The sequence below is a fragment of the Spirosoma oryzicola genome, assembly GCF_021233055.1.
GTDB lineage: Bacteria > Bacteroidota > Bacteroidia > Cytophagales > Spirosomataceae > Spirosoma > Spirosoma oryzicola.
Window position 1 is genome coordinate 4282795 of the sequence record NZ_CP089538.1, and the last position, 17546, is coordinate 4300340.

General features: G+C 49.1%; 17 protein-coding genes. 10 read left to right on the forward strand and 7 right to left on the reverse strand.

All coding sequences use genetic code 11. From position 1 onward, the window contains the following. Positions 1-35 precede the first annotated feature (35 nt). The 4 genes from LQ777_RS18195 to LQ777_RS18210 all read right to left on the reverse strand — a co-directional run bounded on the left by LQ777_RS18195 (position 36) and on the right by LQ777_RS18210 (position 3313). Complete coding sequence (locus LQ777_RS18195; RefSeq protein WP_232559361.1) at positions 36-812, reverse strand: class I SAM-dependent DNA methyltransferase; 777 nt, start codon at positions 810-812, stop codon at positions 36-38. After that, positions 809-1747 (reverse strand): glycosyltransferase family 2 protein, encoded by a 939-nt coding sequence (locus LQ777_RS18200; RefSeq protein ID WP_232559362.1) that lies wholly within the window; start codon positions 1745-1747, stop codon positions 809-811. The genes LQ777_RS18195 and LQ777_RS18200 overlap by 4 nt, the downstream gene beginning before the upstream one ends. A gap of 70 nt (positions 1748-1817) precedes the next feature. Then, positions 1818-2909, reverse strand: coding sequence for a DegT/DnrJ/EryC1/StrS family aminotransferase (locus LQ777_RS18205; protein WP_232559363.1), 1092 nt, complete (start codon positions 2907-2909; stop codon positions 1818-1820). Further along, positions 2906-3313 carry a sugar 3,4-ketoisomerase gene (locus LQ777_RS18210; RefSeq protein ID WP_232559364.1) on the reverse strand — a complete coding sequence of 136 codons (408 nt, stop codon included), beginning with the start codon at positions 3311-3313 and terminating at the stop codon, positions 2906-2908. Before LQ777_RS18210 ends, LQ777_RS18205 begins: the two co-directional genes overlap by 4 nt. A 191-nt stretch (positions 3314-3504) precedes the next feature. On the opposite strand from LQ777_RS18210, the gene LQ777_RS18215 reads away from it, so the two are divergent. The 8 genes from LQ777_RS18215 (at position 3505) to LQ777_RS18250 (ending at position 12492) form a co-directional block, all read left to right on the forward strand. Continuing rightward, entirely contained in the window at positions 3505-4140 is a 636-nt protein-coding gene (locus LQ777_RS18215; protein ID WP_232559365.1) for a DUF1684 domain-containing protein, read from the forward strand. Between the two features lie 96 nt (positions 4141-4236). Further along, a complete protein-coding gene (pheT, locus tag LQ777_RS18220) occupies positions 4237-6666 on the forward strand; it encodes a phenylalanine--tRNA ligase subunit beta (RefSeq protein WP_232559366.1) in 2430 nt (809 codons plus the stop codon). Between the two features lie 111 nt (positions 6667-6777). After that, the gene (locus LQ777_RS18225; protein ID WP_232559367.1) at positions 6778-7086 is read left to right on the forward strand and encodes a hypothetical protein; all 309 of its coding nucleotides are present in this window, start codon (positions 6778-6780) and stop codon (positions 7084-7086) included. Between the two features lie 21 nt (positions 7087-7107). Beyond that, positions 7108-7422: a cell division protein ZapA gene (locus LQ777_RS18230; protein WP_232559368.1), complete on the forward strand. Its 315-nt coding sequence runs from the start codon at positions 7108-7110 to the stop codon at positions 7420-7422. Between the two features lie 97 nt (positions 7423-7519). Continuing rightward, complete coding sequence (rny, locus tag LQ777_RS18235; RefSeq protein WP_232559369.1) at positions 7520-9130, forward strand: ribonuclease Y; 1611 nt, start codon at positions 7520-7522, stop codon at positions 9128-9130. 183 nt (positions 9131-9313) lie between these two features. Then, positions 9314-9964 (forward strand): DUF4230 domain-containing protein, encoded by a 651-nt coding sequence (locus LQ777_RS18240; RefSeq protein ID WP_232559370.1) that lies wholly within the window; start codon positions 9314-9316, stop codon positions 9962-9964. Between the two features lie 54 nt (positions 9965-10018). Beyond that, a complete protein-coding gene (locus tag LQ777_RS18245; protein WP_232559371.1) occupies positions 10019-12019 on the forward strand; it encodes a M1 family metallopeptidase in 2001 nt (666 codons plus the stop codon). A 14-nt stretch (positions 12020-12033) separates the two neighbouring features. Beyond that, on the forward strand, positions 12034-12492 hold the full coding sequence (locus LQ777_RS18250; RefSeq protein ID WP_232559372.1) for a VOC family protein: 459 nt from the start codon (positions 12034-12036) through the stop codon (positions 12490-12492). 76 nt (positions 12493-12568) lie between these two features. Here the strand turns inward: LQ777_RS18250 and LQ777_RS18255 are convergent, their stop codons facing one another. Together LQ777_RS18255 and greA are read right to left on the reverse strand one after the other, a co-directional pair. After that, positions 12569-12958 (reverse strand): HIT family protein, encoded by a 390-nt coding sequence (locus LQ777_RS18255; RefSeq protein ID WP_232559373.1) that lies wholly within the window; start codon positions 12956-12958, stop codon positions 12569-12571. An 83-nt stretch (positions 12959-13041) separates the two neighbouring features. Then, positions 13042-13515 carry a transcription elongation factor GreA gene (gene greA, locus LQ777_RS18260; protein ID WP_232559374.1) on the reverse strand — a complete coding sequence of 158 codons (474 nt, stop codon included), beginning with the start codon at positions 13513-13515 and terminating at the stop codon, positions 13042-13044. A gap of 311 nt (positions 13516-13826) precedes the next feature. Here greA and fmt point away from each other — a divergent pair, with 311 nt between their 5' ends. Further along, a complete protein-coding gene (gene fmt / locus LQ777_RS18265; RefSeq protein WP_232559375.1) occupies positions 13827-14750 on the forward strand; it encodes a methionyl-tRNA formyltransferase in 924 nt (307 codons plus the stop codon). Positions 14751-14855: 105 nt separating this feature from the next. Next, positions 14856-15377, forward strand: a complete 522-nt coding sequence (locus tag LQ777_RS18270) for a dihydrofolate reductase (protein ID WP_232559376.1) — start codon at positions 14856-14858, stop codon at positions 15375-15377. A gap of 44 nt (positions 15378-15421) precedes the next feature. Here LQ777_RS18270 and LQ777_RS18275 read toward each other — a convergent pair whose 3' ends face one another. Further along, positions 15422-17509 (reverse strand): BatA domain-containing protein, encoded by a 2088-nt coding sequence (locus tag LQ777_RS18275; RefSeq protein ID WP_232559377.1) that lies wholly within the window; start codon positions 17507-17509, stop codon positions 15422-15424. Positions 17510-17546 lie beyond the last annotated feature (37 nt).

Below are 17546 nucleotides of genomic sequence, written 5' to 3' on the forward strand. Positions count from 1 at the left end.
GTAATAGTACAGTTCCTGCGTCGCACCGTCAGCATCTACTCGACAGCCTGCGTGGGTTTCGAGACAATAAACAGCGAACTGCCAAATGGGGTTCGTTGAAACAGCTTTCCTTCGAGCCGCACAATCGTATACAGCGTTTTGTTAACCCACGAACTAGGCAAATATACATCGGACTGCGCATTTTCGGCACGACGCCAGCCAAGACGTAGCTGCCAGCTTTGCCATTGCCGCATCGCTACAATCAACGGTGCCAATAAAAAGCTCCAGTAGGTTGCCCGCACAATGTTTAAACCAGTGGGTGGCATCAATCGGTCAAAATCGGCCTGGACAAACCGTCGGGTGCTGCCTACAGCCAGGTCGTGCTGCCCCTGAAAGATTCCAAACGCGTTGTTGTTGCTGATTAGAATACCACCGGGCTTAAGCCGACGCGCCAGTTGCCTCAATAAGCGGGTCAGGTCGTCGTTGTTGAAGTAGCAAAAAACGTCGTTGCAAACAATTACATCATACAAGACGTCTGGCTCAAAACCGGTCAGTTCATTCAAATTCACGAGTTGAACGGGAAGCCCTCGTTCGTGACAGAAATCGACCGCATCCGATGAACCGTCAATGCCTCTTAGCATTGTATAACCCCGTTCTCGCATGAAATGCAGTAGCCCACCCGTTCCACAGCCCGCATCCAGAATGGATACATCACGGCGACCGTTAAAAAAGTGGACGATCGTATCAACTACCCGCTCGTGCAGGATGCGATACCACCACAACTGCTCCTCTATCCGAAACATTTTTTCGAACTCTTCCGAACGTCCAATCATGGCCTTCTGTCCATTAATTGCCTTTCCCGTTGACTTTTTTCGACATAAGGTGGCAATCCGCTATGAGCCATGAACAATTTACCCAAGTACTCACCAAGAATACCAAGAAAAAGCAGTTGTATTCCGGTAGCAAATACAACGATCCAGCCAACGACAAACCAACCGGACGGGTTCGTTATCCCGGTCAGCCAACTGATTCCCATAAAAATACCTGCCAGTAAACCCAAACTGAATAACAAAGCTCCGCTTATGGTAAAGATGCGAATTGGCCAGAGCGAATAACCGATAAATACGTTCAAGAACAAGGCTACCAATTTCTTGGCGGTGTAGTTTGATCGTCCTTCGGCCCGGCTGTTGTGCGGTACTTCTACCCTGCCAATGTTACGCGTTACGCGAAAAATCAGTCCGTCGATGTACGGATAAGGTCCTTTGTATTTGATAATCTCCTCGACCACTTCGCGACGGATCAGCTTGAAACTGGATAAATACAAGTCACGCGGCTTACCCAACGAGTAAGTCGTCAGGGTGTTTACCAGTCGACTGCCCATGTTTCTAAACCAGTGATGTTTTTTACTGGCGTAATAGCTGTACACTACGTCGAAACCTTCCGTAGTTACCTTCGTAAGCAACGTTATGATTGCTTCGGGAGGATTTTGGAAATCGTCATCAATAATGACCACATACTGTCCCTTAGCGTGATTCAGACCGCACAGAACGGCGTTGAACTCACCAAAATTACGGCGCAGCGAGATGAAGCGGACATTGGCATAGGCATCGACCAACTGCTGACAAACAATTTCTGAGTTATCGCTACTCCCATCATTTACCAGCACCACGTCAAACATCCGGCTCGACAGGCAGGTTTGCAGCCGTTCCAGCAGCGGGCCAATCGTTCGCTCGCTATTATAGACGGGTATGACCACGCTTAGTTCCATCGAACACCGGGCAAAAAGGGTGAAGCAAGGCAGCAGCTTTGCAACAGGGGTTTCATCGGCTTTCGTCCGCTCATCCTCCGAATTGGTTTATGGTATCAATGATGTAGCTGACCTCACGTTCTGTTAACGCCGTATTCAAGGGCAAGCTGACAACTTCCCGGTGCAACTGCTCCGAAATAGGAAAAGAATAGTGAGCATACTCTTTGTAGGCTCGCTGCCGATGGGGCGGAATCGGGTAGTGCACATCGGTGCCAATACCCCGTTCCTGCAAAAACAATCGTAACGCGTCACGACGGGGATGCCGGATCACAAACAAATGCCAGACATCCTGCTCGACTTGATCCGTTGGGGGTAAAAGCACATCAGGATTGTCGATGCCCTGTAAATACAACTTAGCCAGCTTTCTCCGCACTTCATTTTCAGTCGTTAGGTAAGGCAGCTTGGCGACTAAAATAGCGGCTTGTAACTCGTCCAGACGACTGTTGTGACCAATGTAATCGTTGACGTATTTCTGGGACGAGCCGTAATTGCGCAAAGAGCGCAATCGGTCGGCAAGGAGATCGTCGTTGGTTGTGATAGCCCCAGCATCGCCTAAAGCACCCAGATTCTTACTCGGATAAAAACTCCACCCTGATGCATCTCCAAGACTACCGGCCCGCTGTCCATCGTAAATGGCTCCGTGCGCCTGAGCCGCGTCTTCCAGAATAAGCAGGTTATAGCGTTCAGCTAACTCCCGGATCGGGCCCATAGCACAGCAACGACCGTACAGATGAACCGGTAGAATCGCTTTTGTCTGACCCGTAATAGCGGCTTCTATACGACTAGGATCAACCAGATAGGTGTGCGGATCGGGTTCAACGAAAACAGGTGTGAGATTCGCCAGCGTAACACTCAGCAGTGATGCAATGTAAGCGTTCGATGGTACAATTACTTCGCTGTTCGCCGGAAAATCCCAAGCTTTTAGCACTAACGTCAAAGCATCAAGACCGTTAGCGACACCGATGCAATGGCGGGTGCCGCAAAAATGAGCAAACTGCCGTTCGAACTGCTCAACCTCTCGACCGGTTATGTACCAACCCGACTGCAAGACCCGGTGGGTCGCTTCCCGTACCCGCGCCTGATGGGGTTCATTGATACGCCCTAAATCCAGAAAAGGAATCATCGGGCATTGACCAGCTCCGGCTCATTAAGTCGGCGGCTGTTTGGGTAAGGCTCATAGATGTAGTCGTCCTTGTCGTACAACGCGTTTGAAATAACGAGCAGGATTGCATCCGATGAGAAATTATCCATAATATGCCAGTCTTCGGGTTCTAACACCAGACACTTCGTAGGATTATCCAAAAAATAGGTATTTTCTACATACCCGTTATGATTATACACTTGACAACTGCCATTTAGGCAAACGAGTGCATTCCAGGTACGGTGGTGACGGTGACCTGCGCGAGGGTTTTGGCCTGCTCCGTAGATGTAAAAAACGCGCTGAATCGTGCCAGGAATCACATTTTCAAAAACAGTCAGATTTCCCGTGTCAGAAATAAACGTTTTAAGCTCGTAAAGTTTCGCCATTAATTACGATCAACTCTTGGTTTTATGAAGAAAGTAGGAAGCTCTCAAATATAGAAAAAATGCCTTAATAGACGAATGAGCCCTATGTTAATATTACTCAGTGTACGGTTTTCTTATCAAAGAAGCGTCTAATTCGCAAAGGTTAGTATGATAAACTTACCTTTGTAGTTGACTTTTTGCTCGACATACTCATGCTAAAAAACAAATACCTGCTGGTAGGACTGGTACTATTAGGCTTCGTTATTGTGTACTTCAGTTTTTTTGACGGCGCGGGTTCCAGCTCTTCGGCAGCGCTTGACGCGTCGGTCGATCGTGAAGCCTATAGCCAGCAGATAAAGCAGGAGCGGGAAAAGAAAGATCAGACATTCAAGACCGGTGCAGATTCACCGCTACCGGATAAAGCTGGCTTCAACGGTCTTTCCTATTTCCCGGCTGACCCTGCCTATCGCGTCACCGCCCGTCTAGAACCCTTTGCTGATAAAACCCAAAAGCTTGTCGTGCGGATGAGCGACGGTTCCGAAGAGGTGTATGATAAGTTTGCGCATGCGGTATTCAATCTTAACGGCGAGACATGCAGGCTACTGATTGTACGCGTTCAGGATACGTATTCGATCCTTTTCCGCGATGCGACTTCGGGCCAGGAAACATACGGTGGAGGTCGCTATCTGGAAATCAATCCCGCGCAACTAACCGATTCGCAAGTGTTGCTAGACTTCAACACGGCTTATAATCCGTATTGTGCCTATAACCCGACTTATGCCTGCCCACTGCCTCCGGCGGAAAACAAGCTGACGACGGCCGTAAAAGCCGGCGAGCGCTATCACTAATCTGAAATCTGGCAGAAAAGACAAACTGAAGAACTCTTGTTTCCGCTTCCTTCCTAATTCTCCTTACCTTTACGGCATTTATCGTATTGGCATTCTATGGAAGTTTCCTATAAATGGTTACAAGAGTATATTGAGTTACCTGAATTACCGGAGGAAGTAGGCAAAATCCTGACGGGAACAGGACTTGAAGTTGAAGGCATCGAAAAGATTGAGGCCGTTCCGGGCGGCCTGGAAGGCGTCGTTATCGGCGAAGTGTTGACCTGCACTCGTCACCCCGACGCGGATAAGCTTAGTCTGACAACAGTAGACGTTGGCGCCGATCAGCCGCTTTCGATCGTCTGTGGGGCTCCCAACGTGGCTGCCGGGCAGAAAGTAGTGGTTGCTCTGGTAGGTGCTACGCTTCATCCAGCCTCCGGCGAAGCATTCCAGATCAAAAAAGCAAAAATTCGGGGTGCGGCTTCGGAAGGAATGATCTGTGCCGAGGATGAAATCGGTTTAGGTGCTTCTCACGCGGGTATTATGGTTCTGACTACCGACCTGCCCAATGGAACACCAGCCGCCCGCTATTTCAACCTGGAAGCTGATTACCAGATTGCCATTGGCTTGACCCCAAACCGCATTGATGCTGCTTCGCATTTCGGGACAGCCCGAGACCTGAAAGCTGCTCTGAACCGTCCGCTAACCATGCCGTCCGTAGACGGTTTTTCGGTAAGCAACCATGATCTGACGATCGATGTACGCGTAGACGACGTGGCAGCCTGCCCCCGCTACGCCGGTTTAACGATCACGGGATTGACCGTAGGTGAATCGCCCGATTGGTTGAAACAGCGGTTGCTCAGCATTGGTCTTAACCCGATCAACAATGTAGTTGACGTAACAAACTTTATCTGTCACGACCTCGGCCAGCCACTTCACGCTTTCGACGCGGCTAAGATCGCAGGAAATCAAATTGTCGTTAAAACGCTGCCCGAAGGTACTCTTTTCGTTACCCTTGATGGTGTTGAGCGCAAACTAAGTGCTACGGATCTGATGGTCTGCGATGCCGAGAAGCCAATGGCGATTGCCGGTGTATTTGGTGGGCAAGACTCCGGCGTAAGTGACCAAACGACTCGTATCTTTCTGGAGTCAGCGTACTTCTCACCTACCTCGGTTCGAAAAACCGCGCAGCATCACGGCCTTAAAACCGACGCGTCTTTCCGGTTTGAACGGGGAACAGACCCCAACATGCCCATCTTTGCCTTGAAGCGGGCGGCTTTGCTGATTCAGGAAGTGGCAGGCGGAGCAGTAAGTTCGGCGATAAGCGATTCGTACCCGGAACCCATTCAACCGTTCAGAGTCCTGGTTCGCTACCGAAACATCGACCGACTGATCGGTATTCCGATTGACCGGACAGAAATTCACCGCATTCTGAATGCACTCGACATTGAAGCGGACGAGATGAGTCCTGACAGCTTTATTGCCGTCGTTCCGCCGTACCGGGTAGACGTTACCCGCGAAGCCGATGTGATCGAAGAAATCCTGCGAATTTATGGCTTGGATAACGTGCCTCTGTCGGTCAATCTGGCCGCGGACTCGTTGTCGGAATTTCCCAAGGTCGATCCGAATCAGTGGCAAAGCCGCGTAGGACAGTTGCTGGCGGCTAACGGTTTCTACGAAATTCTGACCTTGTCGCTTACTCGTCCCACCTACAACGACGCAATCCGGTCGACGCTTTCCGGCGCGGACGTAACCTTGCTCAACCCGTTGAGTGAAGAATTATCCGTGATGCGGCAAACACTGTTGTTTTCTTCGCTCGAAACACTCGTCTATAACCTGAACCGTCGTCAAAAAGACCTCAAGACGTTTGAGTTCGGTAAGGTTTATTCCAAAACACAGGGTGAAGACGGCACGAGTAAGTATACCGAACGGATGCGCCTGAGCCTGGCGATGGTTGGCAATCAGGAAGCAGAAAGCTGGCTGCAAAAAGGGCAACCAGTAGCTTACCATGATATGGCAACGGCCGTGCAGCGGGTGCTGAATCTGTTCCGGATAAAACAAATTGATACACAGCCAGCTGACCCGGCGTTGTTCCAGTATGGCTTGACTTATCTGGTTAATAAGAAACCACTCGTCAGCTTAGGTATTGTGCAACCAAAACTAACAAAACTGGTTGATCTAAAGCAGCCTGTTTTTTACGCTGACTTTGACTGGAGTGCTCTGCTTAAACTAGCGAATACGAAAACCCGTTACGAAGAAGTACCGCGTTTTCCGGAAGTTCGTCGCGATTTGTCGCTGGTGATCGATAAGACTGTTACATTTGAGCAAATCAGTCGGCTAGCGCATCAAACGGAGCGTAAATTGCTGCGTTCGATAAATGTTTTTGATGTGTACGAAGGCGAAAACCTGGGTGCGGATAAAAAATCGTACTCCGTGAGCTTTACGTTGCAGGACCCAACTCAGACGCTGACCGATGCCGCTATCGAAAAAACGATGCAACGGCTCATGAGCGGTTTCGAGCGGGAATTAAGCGCAGTCATTCGAAAGTAACGTTTCGTTGGGTATAAGCATACGTTTTTGTGTACGCTTGACTTAGCTTATACTCAGTTACTCTATCATACAGGCAATAACGTGGTCAGTGAGCATCAAATCGTAGCCTTAATGGAACAACTCGAGCGGAAAGTCGGGTTGTTGAAAGGTGTATGCGACGATGCAAAACGCCACATAAAGCAACTGGAAAGGCAAAATGACGACTTAAACGATCGTCTAAAAAAAGAACAAACCTTAACAAAAGAGTTACAGAAAAAACTAGATAATTCAGCGAAAAAGGTTCTAAAGTCAAAAGACTTTGGTATTATTGTAAGTAACAATCTGTCTGTGACAGATACGAATGCCGAATTAAAAAAACAACTCGACGAGTATATCCGGGAATTAGAACGGTGTATAGCTCACTTGAGTAGTTTGTCATAAACCCAAATTGGCTCCGGGCCTATGGTCCAATCTGAGCCGACTGCAGCGATGGAAGAACTGTCTATTCGCGTAAAAATTGCCGACCGGTCCTACAAGTTGTTTGTAGAATCGGAGTCGGAATCAATCGTGCGTGAGGCCGCCAAACTTCTTCAGGACGAACTGAAGCAATACCGCGACATGGGTATTAGCGACACGCAGGACGCTCTGGCGAGGATAGCTTTCGATTGCCTGATTACCAAGCTCAGAGGAGAACGACAAGTGCAACGATTACAACAGATGGTGTTTGACAAAATAACTCAGTTAGATCAGGTCGTCACGCCGGCCATAACCACATAAAAACGGCGGGTCACCCACCCCACAATGCCCCGGACAGGGCACTCGTATCGCGGCAGGTTGAATGGTTTATTTGTTCACCCCAAACGATATAAGTACAATGGATATCCCACTTTGGTTAGCCGTCTTTGCCGTCCTCGCGGGTGGCGGGATTGGGCTACTGATCGGTCGCCGGACAATGGCGAGTGATCATGCCAAACGCGAACAGGAAGCGGAAGAAAAAGCCGCTTCTATATTGAAGAATGCCGAACTGCAAGCCGAAACCATCAAGAAGGATCGGATGCTCGAAGCAAAAGAAAAGTACCTTAAGTTAAAAGCTGAATTTGAAGAGAACACCAATCAGAAACGAAATCTACTTCTTCAGAACGAAACAAAACTTAAACAACGCGAACAGCAACTGAACCAACAGGCGGATCAGCAACGTAACCGTGAAAACGAATTAAATCAACAGCGGAACGAGCTTGCACAGCAGAAAAATAGTGTAGCGCAGCAGGTTGAAGCTCTCAACCGACGCCGGGAAGATGTTGACCGCCGTCAGCAGGAAGCAGAACGCATGTTGGCCGATCAGGTAGCGCAACTCGAAAAAATAGCCGGTCTCTCCGCTGATCAGGCGCGTGAACAACTGATTGATACGCTAAAGGCCGAAGCAGAAACGCGAGCGTCATCGTTCATCAAAAATATTGTCGAGGAAGCTAAACTAACGGCTACCAAAGAAGCCAAAAAGGTGGTTATCGAAACCATCCAACGGACGGCTACCGAACACGCTATTGAAAACTGCGTTTCCGTATTTAACATTGAATCGGACGACGTAAAAGGTAAAGTAATTGGCCGCGAAGGCCGTAACATCCGGGCGCTGGAAGCCGCTACCGGCGTTGAAATCATTGTTGACGATACTCCCGAAGCCATTATTATCTCCGGATTCGATCCGGTTCGTCGCGAGATAGCCCGCTTATCGCTACACCGGCTCGTGCAGGACGGTCGTATTCACCCGGCCCGCATTGAAGAAATTGTTGCCAAAACCCGAAAAAATATTGAAGACGAGATCGTGGAAATTGGCGAACGTACCGTCATTGATCTCGGTATCCACGGTCTTCACCCCGAACTGATCAAGATGGTGGGTCGGATGCGTTTCCGGTCCAGCTACGGTCAAAACCTCCTTCAGCACTCCCGCGAAGTGGCTAAACTCTGCGCTACGATGGCTGCCGAGTTGGGCCTCAATGCGAAACTAGCCAAACGCGCCGGACTGCTCCATGATATCGGTAAAGTTTGGCCCGAAGAAGCCGAATTGCCCCACGCCATTCTGGGCATGGAGCTGGCTAAAAAATACAAAGAGAATCCAGAAGTCATCAATGCCATCGGCGCTCACCACGACGAGATTGAGATGACCAGCATGATTTCGCCTATTGTGCAGGTTTGTGACGCGGTTTCCGGGTCACGTCCTGGTGCTCGTCGGGAGATGATGGAATCGTACATCAAACGGCTCAAAGAACTGGAAGAACTGGCTGGTAATTTCCCCGGCGTTACGAAATGCTACGCAATTCAGGCTGGTCGTGAACTACGCATTATGGTCGATGCGGATCACGTTTCGGATGAGCGGGCAGGTGTATTGTCATACGAGATTTCGCAGAAGATCGAAAAAGAAATGCAGTATCCCGGCCAGATCAAAGTAACTGTTATTCGAGAAATGCGGGCAGTAGCCTACGCTAAATAAGACAACCACAAGTAGTGACAAGCAAAAAGGGGGCCTCGATGGTCCCCTTTTTGCTTGCAACAAACTTATAGTAAATCGGTTTCTTCCCTACAGCGACGTGTGCTTCGTAACCTTTTGCCGGCAAGCGCATTGGCGTGACATATTCCCGGAGTAGTCGTCAAACGATCATTTGATTTTATCCCTATGGATTTTTTAACAACCGTTTTATTATTACTCGTCGGCGTCGGCGGGGGTGCTGCCCTTGCCAATGCTCTACGCAGTCGTTCCGGCGTTACCAACGTTCGTCATGAATCGACCTTGTTGCTGGAACGTATTGAGAAGGTATTCAAGGTTGTGATGGCTGAAGGCTATTTTTCGGAGATTTATAATTATCAGGATCAAAAGAAAATCCTTTACCTACTCAACGACCCAAAAAAAGCAATGGTCATTGCGAAGTCTAAAGTTCTGGTTGGATTCGATTTCTCCAAGGTCCGAATTCGTCCCTCAGAAAACGGCGAAAAGAAGCTAATTATAGAAGCCTTTCCGAAACCCGAAGTACTATCGATCGACACCGACTATAAATTCTACGATATTCAGGCGGGCATCCTCAATCATTTCAGCGGAGCTGATTATACCCAGATTCTTGACGAAGCAAAGCGGGCTATGAACGAACGGGCCTTACAGAGTGATCTGCCTAAAATCGCCAACAATCAGATTCAGTACATGATGTATCAGCTTGCCAGTTCGATGGGTTGGCAGCTTCAGCTCCCCGAAGCTGAACAACGTCAGCTCGACGTGTTGAAAGCGCAGGCAGACAATACGACCAATTACAAACAACTTACTACGGGTGAGTAACTTTCTTTTACGTTCAACGTTTGGGGTATAGCATCTTATCTGTGCTTCCTGACTATGCGTTTTTTCTACTTCATCCTTCTCTTCTTTCCTTTTCTTGCCCAGGCGCAACTTCCTATAAATACGTCGGGTGGGACCGCTTGTCAAGAGCATAAAGCGGCCTATTTCAATCGGATCACATCCAACCCTAAAGCCCGAGTTGCCTACGCCGGTGACCCGAGCATTGATGTTACTTACTATGGACTTGAGTTGTATTTGACCCATACACCCAATTACCTTCGCGGGGCCGCCACCGTTACGCTTAAAAGCACAGCTGCCATCAGTAGCTTCTTCCTGGATCTAAACTCGACCATAGCCACCACTGGCACAGGACTTCGGGTTGATTCAGTGAAAGTCGGTAATCAGAAAATTTCCTACCAACATGCGCAGAATAAGCTGACCGTTACTCCCGCTCAACCCCTATCAACCGGACAGGCCTTGACGTTAATTGTTTATTACCAAGGCGTTCCCGCTGGTGATGATAGCTTTGTTTTCGGCAGACACGATACCACCAATGATCCGGTAATCTGGAGTCTAAGCGAGCCGTACGGCGCTCCGGACTGGTTTCCCTGCAAGGACAGCCCTGGCGACAAGGCCGACTCATCGGCGGTCAGTATTACAGCCCCCAACCAGTTTGTGTCGGTATCGAATGGCATACTGATCAGTACAACGAGTAATTTGGACGGTACACGCACATATCGCTGGCGAAACAGCTATCCAATTGCGCAGTATCTTATTTCAGTTGCATCGACGAACTATGAGCGATACGACACGCCCGCAACACTCGCTACCAGCGGAACGACCTTACCCATCACCCATTATGTTTACCCCGAAACATTAACGCGAGTAAAAGCGTCGTTGGATAAGACTCCGTCGATGGTTCAGCTGTTTACTAATCTTTTTGGCCCGTATCCGTTCCTGCGGGAAAAATACGGGCATGCGCAGATCGGTCGGGGCAATGGAGGCATGGAACATCAGACGATTTCGTCGATGGAGGAGAACGCGTTTGCGTCAGACGTGATCGCGCATGAACTGGCCCACCAGTGGTTTGGCGATAAGATTACCTGCCGCGACTGGCAAAATATCTGGCTTAACGAAGGCTTTGCCTCTTACGCGGAAGCAATCTACGCGGAATCGGCAAATGGTCAGGCGGGTTATCAATCGACTATGACCAACTTCATGACCAGGGCACGAAGAGCGCGTGGGTCAATCTACGTTCAGGACATTACCAACTTCGGCAACATTTTTAGCCCTGACCGTAGCTACGCCAAAGGAGCCGTTGTGTTACACATGCTTCGGGCTGTTGTTGGTCAGGAAACATTTTTCTCTATTCTTCGCGCGTACGCAGCCTCTCCTACGGTTGCCTACAAATCAGCCGTTACGGAAGATTTTCAGGCCATTGCCGAACAAGTCTACGGGCAATCGCTGAATTATTTCTTTAAGCAATGGATCTACGGCGAAGGGTATCCGAGTTACAGAGCTACCGTATCGACCAATCCCGGAACGAATACCGTAAGCGTACGACTTCAACAGCGAAACGCAATTGCAACAAATCCTGGCAGCTTCACCATGCCCGTACAAATGCGTATTCAGTCGGCAGCGGGCGATACGACAGTAACCGTCTTCAATGACCAGGCCGATCAAACGTTTACCTTACCAACTCGCGGAGCCGTAACAGGGTTGCTTATTGATCCTGCAAACTTGATTCTCAAGACGGTTGAAACGTCTACGATTACGCCGATCACCGCGGTTAACGAACCTCTGATGGGCAATCTACGGGTATACCCTAACCCAACCGCCGAAACATTAACCGTTGACTTTTCAGTATACGCATCCGGCCCTGTCACATTAAGCCTCACCAATATGCTTGGCCAGCGGGTCCGAACGTTAACCGAATCAACGCTTGGCGTCGGTGACCATACACGAACCATCAATCTAAGGGATCTAGCCAGTGGCCGTTATACCCTCACTATTCTTCAAGAAAGTGGGCAGTTTAGTCGGGTAGTTTTGATTCATTGATTACTTTCGTTTCTATGAAGAAACAACTCATTTTAATGCTTATCATGGCTGGTGCGCTTCTCTCCAGCACTGTTTTTGGACAAGACAAATTAGGCATCATACGACATAATCACCTGTCTATTCACGTGAAGGATGTACCCAAAAGTGCCGCCTTTTACCGTGACGTAATGGGCCTGAAGCCGCTTCCTGTTCCTGATAACCTGAAAGCAATCCGTGCCTGGTTTGACCTGGGCGACGGTCAGCAGATCCACTTGCTGGATGGCCGAACAGCTCAGATCAACCACGATAAAAATGGCAGTCACTTTGCTTTGTTTGTCGCTGACATTAACAAATCCGAGCAATACCTGAAAGAGCAGAATATTCCTTATCACCGGCAGGTACGCTTTGATGGCATCGTCCAAGTCTATTTTTCAGACCCTGACGGCTATCTATTCGAGTTGAACGAAGGAGCGAAACCTACGAAAGCGTACTAGATCATAAAAGAAAAATCCGTTTGAGAGAAGCGATAAAGCCTTTACTCAAACGGATTTTGTATTTGTGTTTTTTGCCTTAAATATACTGCCGAATCGTTGCCGCCGTCTCCGCCAGCTCTTCCTGAGTTGGCTTCATTTTGTTATGAAAGTTCATGTCAGCCATCGAGTTAAGCGGAATCAGGTGGACATGCGCGTGAGGTACTTCCAATCCAACAACGGCAACGCCAATGCGCTTGCACGGAATGGCTTTTTCAATGGCCGGTGCTACCTGCTTGGCGAATGCCATTAACCCAGCATACAGATCATCGTCCAGATCGAAAATATAATCGACTTCTTTTTTCGGGATGACCAGTGTGTGCCCCGTGGTGGTCGGCATTACGTCCAGAAAAGCCAGATAATCGTCGGTTTCGGCAATCTTGTGGGCCGGAATTTCGCCAGCAACGATACGGGAGAAAATAGAAGGCATAATCAACTTTTAGCGTTTGGTAGCTTTCCGATTCCGGAACAAAATCAGCTAGACTTTTCAGACTGAAACGGATAAGAAATTAATTACCGCGCAATCTCAACCACTTCAAACTCCATAATTCCGGCCGGAACTTTGATTTCAGCGGTATCACCAACGCGCTTACCCAGCAATCCTTTACCAATGGGCGATCCAACCGAAATACGCCCCGATTTGAGGTCCGCTTCTTCTTCCGAAACAAGCGTGTAAAGCATCTCAGCGCCGTTCTTTTTATTCTTGATCTTTACTTTCGAAAGCACCGATACCTGCGAAGCGTCAATGGTTGATTCGTCGAGAATACGGGCGTTAGCCAGCACCTCTTCCAGTTTTGATATTTTTAGCTCATGAAGACCCTGTGCGTCCTTAGCCGCGTCGTATTCCGCGTTTTCGCTAAGGTCCCCTTTGTCACGGGCTTCAGCAATCTGGCGGGCAATTTCAGCCCGGCCTTTAGTTTTCAAATCACTCAGTTCCGCCTTAAGCCGGTTGAGTCCTTCTTCGGTATAATATGAAATCTTTGCCATAATACTTACATACTTACTCGTTTATTCATATTGGGCTAGGATCGCTCCTAAAAACAAAAAGAACGGTACACCGACCGTTCTGCAACCAAATTGGTTTTCTTTGCAGCCGTGTCAGTGTCGCCGTCGGATAACCGAAGCGAGCGCTTTGGGAATATAGTAATTTTTTCGTCGCATGGGTAGAACCGTTTGCTAATCGATCAATCCTGACTTAGTCCGTTTGGGCAACGCATCACTGAGACAAAAATAGAAATACTTCCCGGCTATATCAACACTTGATTCATCAGCTAGGGTAAAAACTGAGTTATCAAATTATGGATAAACCACTTCGCATCGTGTTTATGGGTACGCCCGATTTTGCTGTTGCCAGCTTACAGCGGCTATTGGGCGGTGGTTGTCATGTCGTTGCCGTTGTTACTGCGCCAGACCGACCATCCGGACGTGGATTGCAGCTCACTCCGTCCGCCGTTAAGAAAGCAGCAGAAGCAGCTAATTTACCCGTGCTACAACCCGAAAAGCTCCGTGATCCGGCGTTTCTGGAACAACTGGCTAGCTATCAGGCTGATTTACAAATCGTCGTGGCTTTTCGAATGCTGCCCGAAGTTGTCTGGTCTATGCCTACTGTCGGTACGTTCAATTTACACGGTTCTCTGCTACCTCAGTACCGGGGAGCCGCTCCCATCAACTGGGCCATCATCAACGGTGAAACCCAAACGGGCGTTACCACTTTTTTCATCGAGAAAGAAATTGATACCGGTCAGATGATTTTTCAGGACAACGAACCCATCTACCCCGACGACACAGCCGGAACAGTGCACGACCGGTTGATGGAACGCGGTGCCGATCTGGTTCTAAGAACGGTTCGGGCTATCGAAGCCGGAGACTATCCACGTACTCCCCAGCCGACAACCGACGAGTTGAAAGCAGCCCCTAAACTTAGCCGGGAAACCACCAAAATAGACTGGAATCAGCCAACGATAATCATTCGAAATTTTGTGCGTGGCTTGTCGCCTTATCCAGCCGCATGGACAACGATAAATGGCAAGTTCTTTAAGGTTTATGCCGTTTCGCTAGCCAACGAATCGCCCTTCACGGCTGAAGTTGGCGAAGCTTATACCGATAACAAAAAGACGATCTTAATCCGGGCTACCGATGGCTGGCTCAGTCTTGATTCGCTACAGGCCGAGGGAAAACGACGCATGACAGCCGAAGAGTTTTTACGAGGTAATCGCCTTTGATTGTTGGTAGTACTGAACGGTGAAGTCAGTTTCTCTAAACCGATTCCTACAAAGGCGCAAACAGGTGAGCGTAATTAACAGTAGACCAAGTCTCAACTTATTTGTATGAAAATTAGTTTGATTGCCGCCGTTGCGCAAAACGGTACTATCGGGCGTGACAACGACCTGCCCTGGCACTTGCCGGATGACTTTGCTTTCTTCAAGCGTAAGACCAATCATCACCCCATCATCATGGGTCGTAAATCGCTCGACTCGCTCGGGAAGCCCTTGCCAAACCGCACCAACATTGTCATTACGCGCAATAAGGATTTTTCGGCAGATGGGGTTATTATCGTGCATACACTCGACGATGCGATTGATGAAGCAAAAAAAGCGCTCCATCACCACGCGGAGCATCAACCGGCGGACGAAATCTTTGTGATTGGGGGTGCGGAGATTTACGCGATGGCCCTGCCTATTGCCACGACGCTCTATCTAACCGAAGTTCAGAAAGCTTACGAGGGCGATACCTCCTTCCCTTCTTTCAGCAAAAACGATTGGCAGGAAGTTAGCCGACGCCCGCATCCAGCCGACGAACGACATCAGGTTTCGTTTGACTTTGTGGAGTACGAACGAAAAAGCAACTGATGCCTGATCAGTTGCTTTTTTACGAGGTCAGAATCCAGCAGGCTCTAGCCTTTCATAAACCGTACCAGGCCAACTTCGATCAGCAGGAACGCTAAGGCCGCCAGCAAAAAGTATTTCCATAAGCTGCGCCCTAAGTTTTCCTGCTCCAGAACCTGCACAAAATCGCCGTCCTGAATACTATCGAAGACTTCGACGTTAGGCTGATTAGCAAAAGCCCGGCGCAACTCGTTAGCCGAATAAAAATCCATAACGGATTCTTTGTTGCCGTGGTTGAATGCCAATAAGCGCTCGGTTTTGCCATCGAGTTGCAGTTCGTAATACCCCGCTTCTACCGCCTGCCCCGCCGACAACTCGTTACTTTTAGGCATTTCAATCAACAGTTGGTTTCCTACCGTGCGCTGCACCGGAATAATTTCCAGCTTGTCGTGTTTCAACTTATAAACCGCCCGCTCCGACGGATTTGAAACGGGAATTGTGATCAAGTTATCCTCGAATGAATAAGCTGTCCGCTGAGCCCGAACACTAAGAGCGGCCATCTTATACATAACCGGCACAAAAAGAGCGTGTTCGGCCAAATTACCATAAGTGCTTGCCAAGGGATTAGCCAGAATATACACAATTCCCTGACCTGTTCTCGAGCGCGTCAGCATCGGATTCCCATCCCGTAAGCTAAGCAACCGCTCACCAGCACTCCACCGCCAAACCGGGGCCGCGCTAGGCATATTCAATGGCTCCGACTGGTAGCTTTGTTGAAAAACATCCCGAAAAAATGGGTTACTCCGGTCAGGGTCGGCAATAGGTAAGCTTGATGGATTCGCACTGGCAGCACTCACGGTACTTTGCGCATTGCCGACGCCGAGTGTGTTCAGAAACGGCTTGTACGAAGCCATATCGGGGTTTGTAGGCGGAATGATTGTCAAACTACCGCCTTGCTGAACAAACCGTTCTAACTCCGTGCGCAGCGCCCCGTTGACCTGGGTAACACCTTCCAGCACGACTAAATCTGTTTCTTTGAGCTGACCAACATCGAAGTTCTGTGCGTTAAAACTCCGGCGAACAAACAGGCTGTCATTCGAGTAAACCGCGTCCACATAATCCGTTGGGCGACCGGGAGCTCCTGACTTTTGTTCAAACAAGTGCAGCACCCGAACGGCGGGAGATGCTTCAATGACAAAGAAATACTGATTGTCGAAGGTTATCGGAAAATCCTCGAAGACAATCCGTCCCCGATGGTATCCTTTCTTGGTCACGTTAAAGTTTAGAGATACGGTAGCCGAACCGCCCGGTAGCAGCGTTGCCGACGCCGTTGACGTCTGGGCATCGTCCAGATACAACCGCACAGGCAAGTTCTTGACGTTTTCACGACCTCCGTTGTTTAGTTTTACGTTCAGGCTGTTGTTCTGTTGTTCACGAATGAAAGGCGTACTGAGCCAAACGGAGTCCACGTAAACATTCTTTGTAGCCTGTGCATCCAGTGGGACAATAAACACGCGATCTGTAGTATCGATTGTCAAGCGAGACAAATCGCCGACGGTGCTTTTCTGAAAATCGGAAAACCAAAACAGTTGATTACGCCCCCCTGGATTAAGACTAGTTAGCAGATTTCGTTGACGCCGGTAAACCGTTTCGAGCGTTCGGGGTGTATGGGCAAACCGCACGGACGTAACCCGGTCGCGCACAGACTCCGCAGAGCCCGTTTGCTGCTCCGCCGTCGAGAAATCGTTGGTGAGCAATTGTAACGATGTCGCATTACGAAACAGCGTCAGTAACTCGTCCAGCCTTCCGGTAGCAATGTCCAGATACCGCTTCGTATTCCGCTCGTTCTGCATGCTGTACGAGTTGTCCAGATAAAGGCTCGTAACGCCCTGCCGCGATAAGCCCAGCTTGTTTTTACTTGGAATAAACGGCTGCGCAAACGCTAGTACCAGACAAATCAGGAATAAACAGCGAGCTACCAGAATAAGCCAGTGCTTTAACCGACGGAACGACTTTGTTTCGGTCTGAACGGTACGCAGCAGAGCAACATTGGTAAAGAACACCCGACGCGTTCGACGGAAGTTGAAAAGATGAATTGCAATGGGAACCGATACAGCCAGCAGGCCGAAAAGGAACGAAGGATATAGGAAATTCATTCAGGGTGTTTCAAGGAAATGAGTGCGCGAACGCGGG

Bases quoted from the DNA above. Each gene is read 5' to 3' on its own strand.
- LQ777_RS18195 (WP_232559361.1), bottom strand. From the start codon at position 812: ATGATTGGACGTTCGGAAGAGTTCGAAAAAATGTTTCGGATAGAGGAG.
- LQ777_RS18200 (WP_232559362.1), bottom strand. From the start codon at position 1,747: ATGGAACTAAGCGTGGTCATACCCGTCTATAATAGCGAGCGAACGATT.
- LQ777_RS18205 (WP_232559363.1), bottom strand. From the start codon at position 2,909: ATGATTCCTTTTCTGGATTTAGGGCGTATCAATGAACCCCATCAGGCG.
- LQ777_RS18210 (WP_232559364.1), bottom strand. From the start codon at position 3,313: ATGGCGAAACTTTACGAGCTTAAAACGTTTATTTCTGACACGGGAAAT.
- LQ777_RS18215 (WP_232559365.1), top strand. From the start codon at position 3,505: ATGCTAAAAAACAAATACCTGCTGGTAGGACTGGTACTATTAGGCTTC.
- pheT (WP_232559366.1), top strand. From the start codon at position 4,237: ATGGAAGTTTCCTATAAATGGTTACAAGAGTATATTGAGTTACCTGAA.
- LQ777_RS18225 (WP_232559367.1), top strand. From the start codon at position 6,778: ATGGAACAACTCGAGCGGAAAGTCGGGTTGTTGAAAGGTGTATGCGAC.
- LQ777_RS18230 (WP_232559368.1), top strand. From the start codon at position 7,108: ATGGTCCAATCTGAGCCGACTGCAGCGATGGAAGAACTGTCTATTCGC.
- rny (WP_232559369.1), top strand. From the start codon at position 7,520: ATGGATATCCCACTTTGGTTAGCCGTCTTTGCCGTCCTCGCGGGTGGC.
- LQ777_RS18240 (WP_232559370.1), top strand. From the start codon at position 9,314: ATGGATTTTTTAACAACCGTTTTATTATTACTCGTCGGCGTCGGCGGG.
- LQ777_RS18245 (WP_232559371.1), top strand. From the start codon at position 10,019: ATGCGTTTTTTCTACTTCATCCTTCTCTTCTTTCCTTTTCTTGCCCAG.
- LQ777_RS18250 (WP_232559372.1), top strand. From the start codon at position 12,034: ATGAAGAAACAACTCATTTTAATGCTTATCATGGCTGGTGCGCTTCTC.
- LQ777_RS18255 (WP_232559373.1), bottom strand. From the start codon at position 12,958: ATGCCTTCTATTTTCTCCCGTATCGTTGCTGGCGAAATTCCGGCCCAC.
- greA (WP_232559374.1), bottom strand. From the start codon at position 13,515: ATGGCAAAGATTTCATATTATACCGAAGAAGGACTCAACCGGCTTAAG.
- fmt (WP_232559375.1), top strand. From the start codon at position 13,827: ATGGATAAACCACTTCGCATCGTGTTTATGGGTACGCCCGATTTTGCT.
- LQ777_RS18270 (WP_232559376.1), top strand. From the start codon at position 14,856: ATGAAAATTAGTTTGATTGCCGCCGTTGCGCAAAACGGTACTATCGGG.
- LQ777_RS18275 (WP_232559377.1), bottom strand. From the start codon at position 17,509: ATGAATTTCCTATATCCTTCGTTCCTTTTCGGCCTGCTGGCTGTATCG.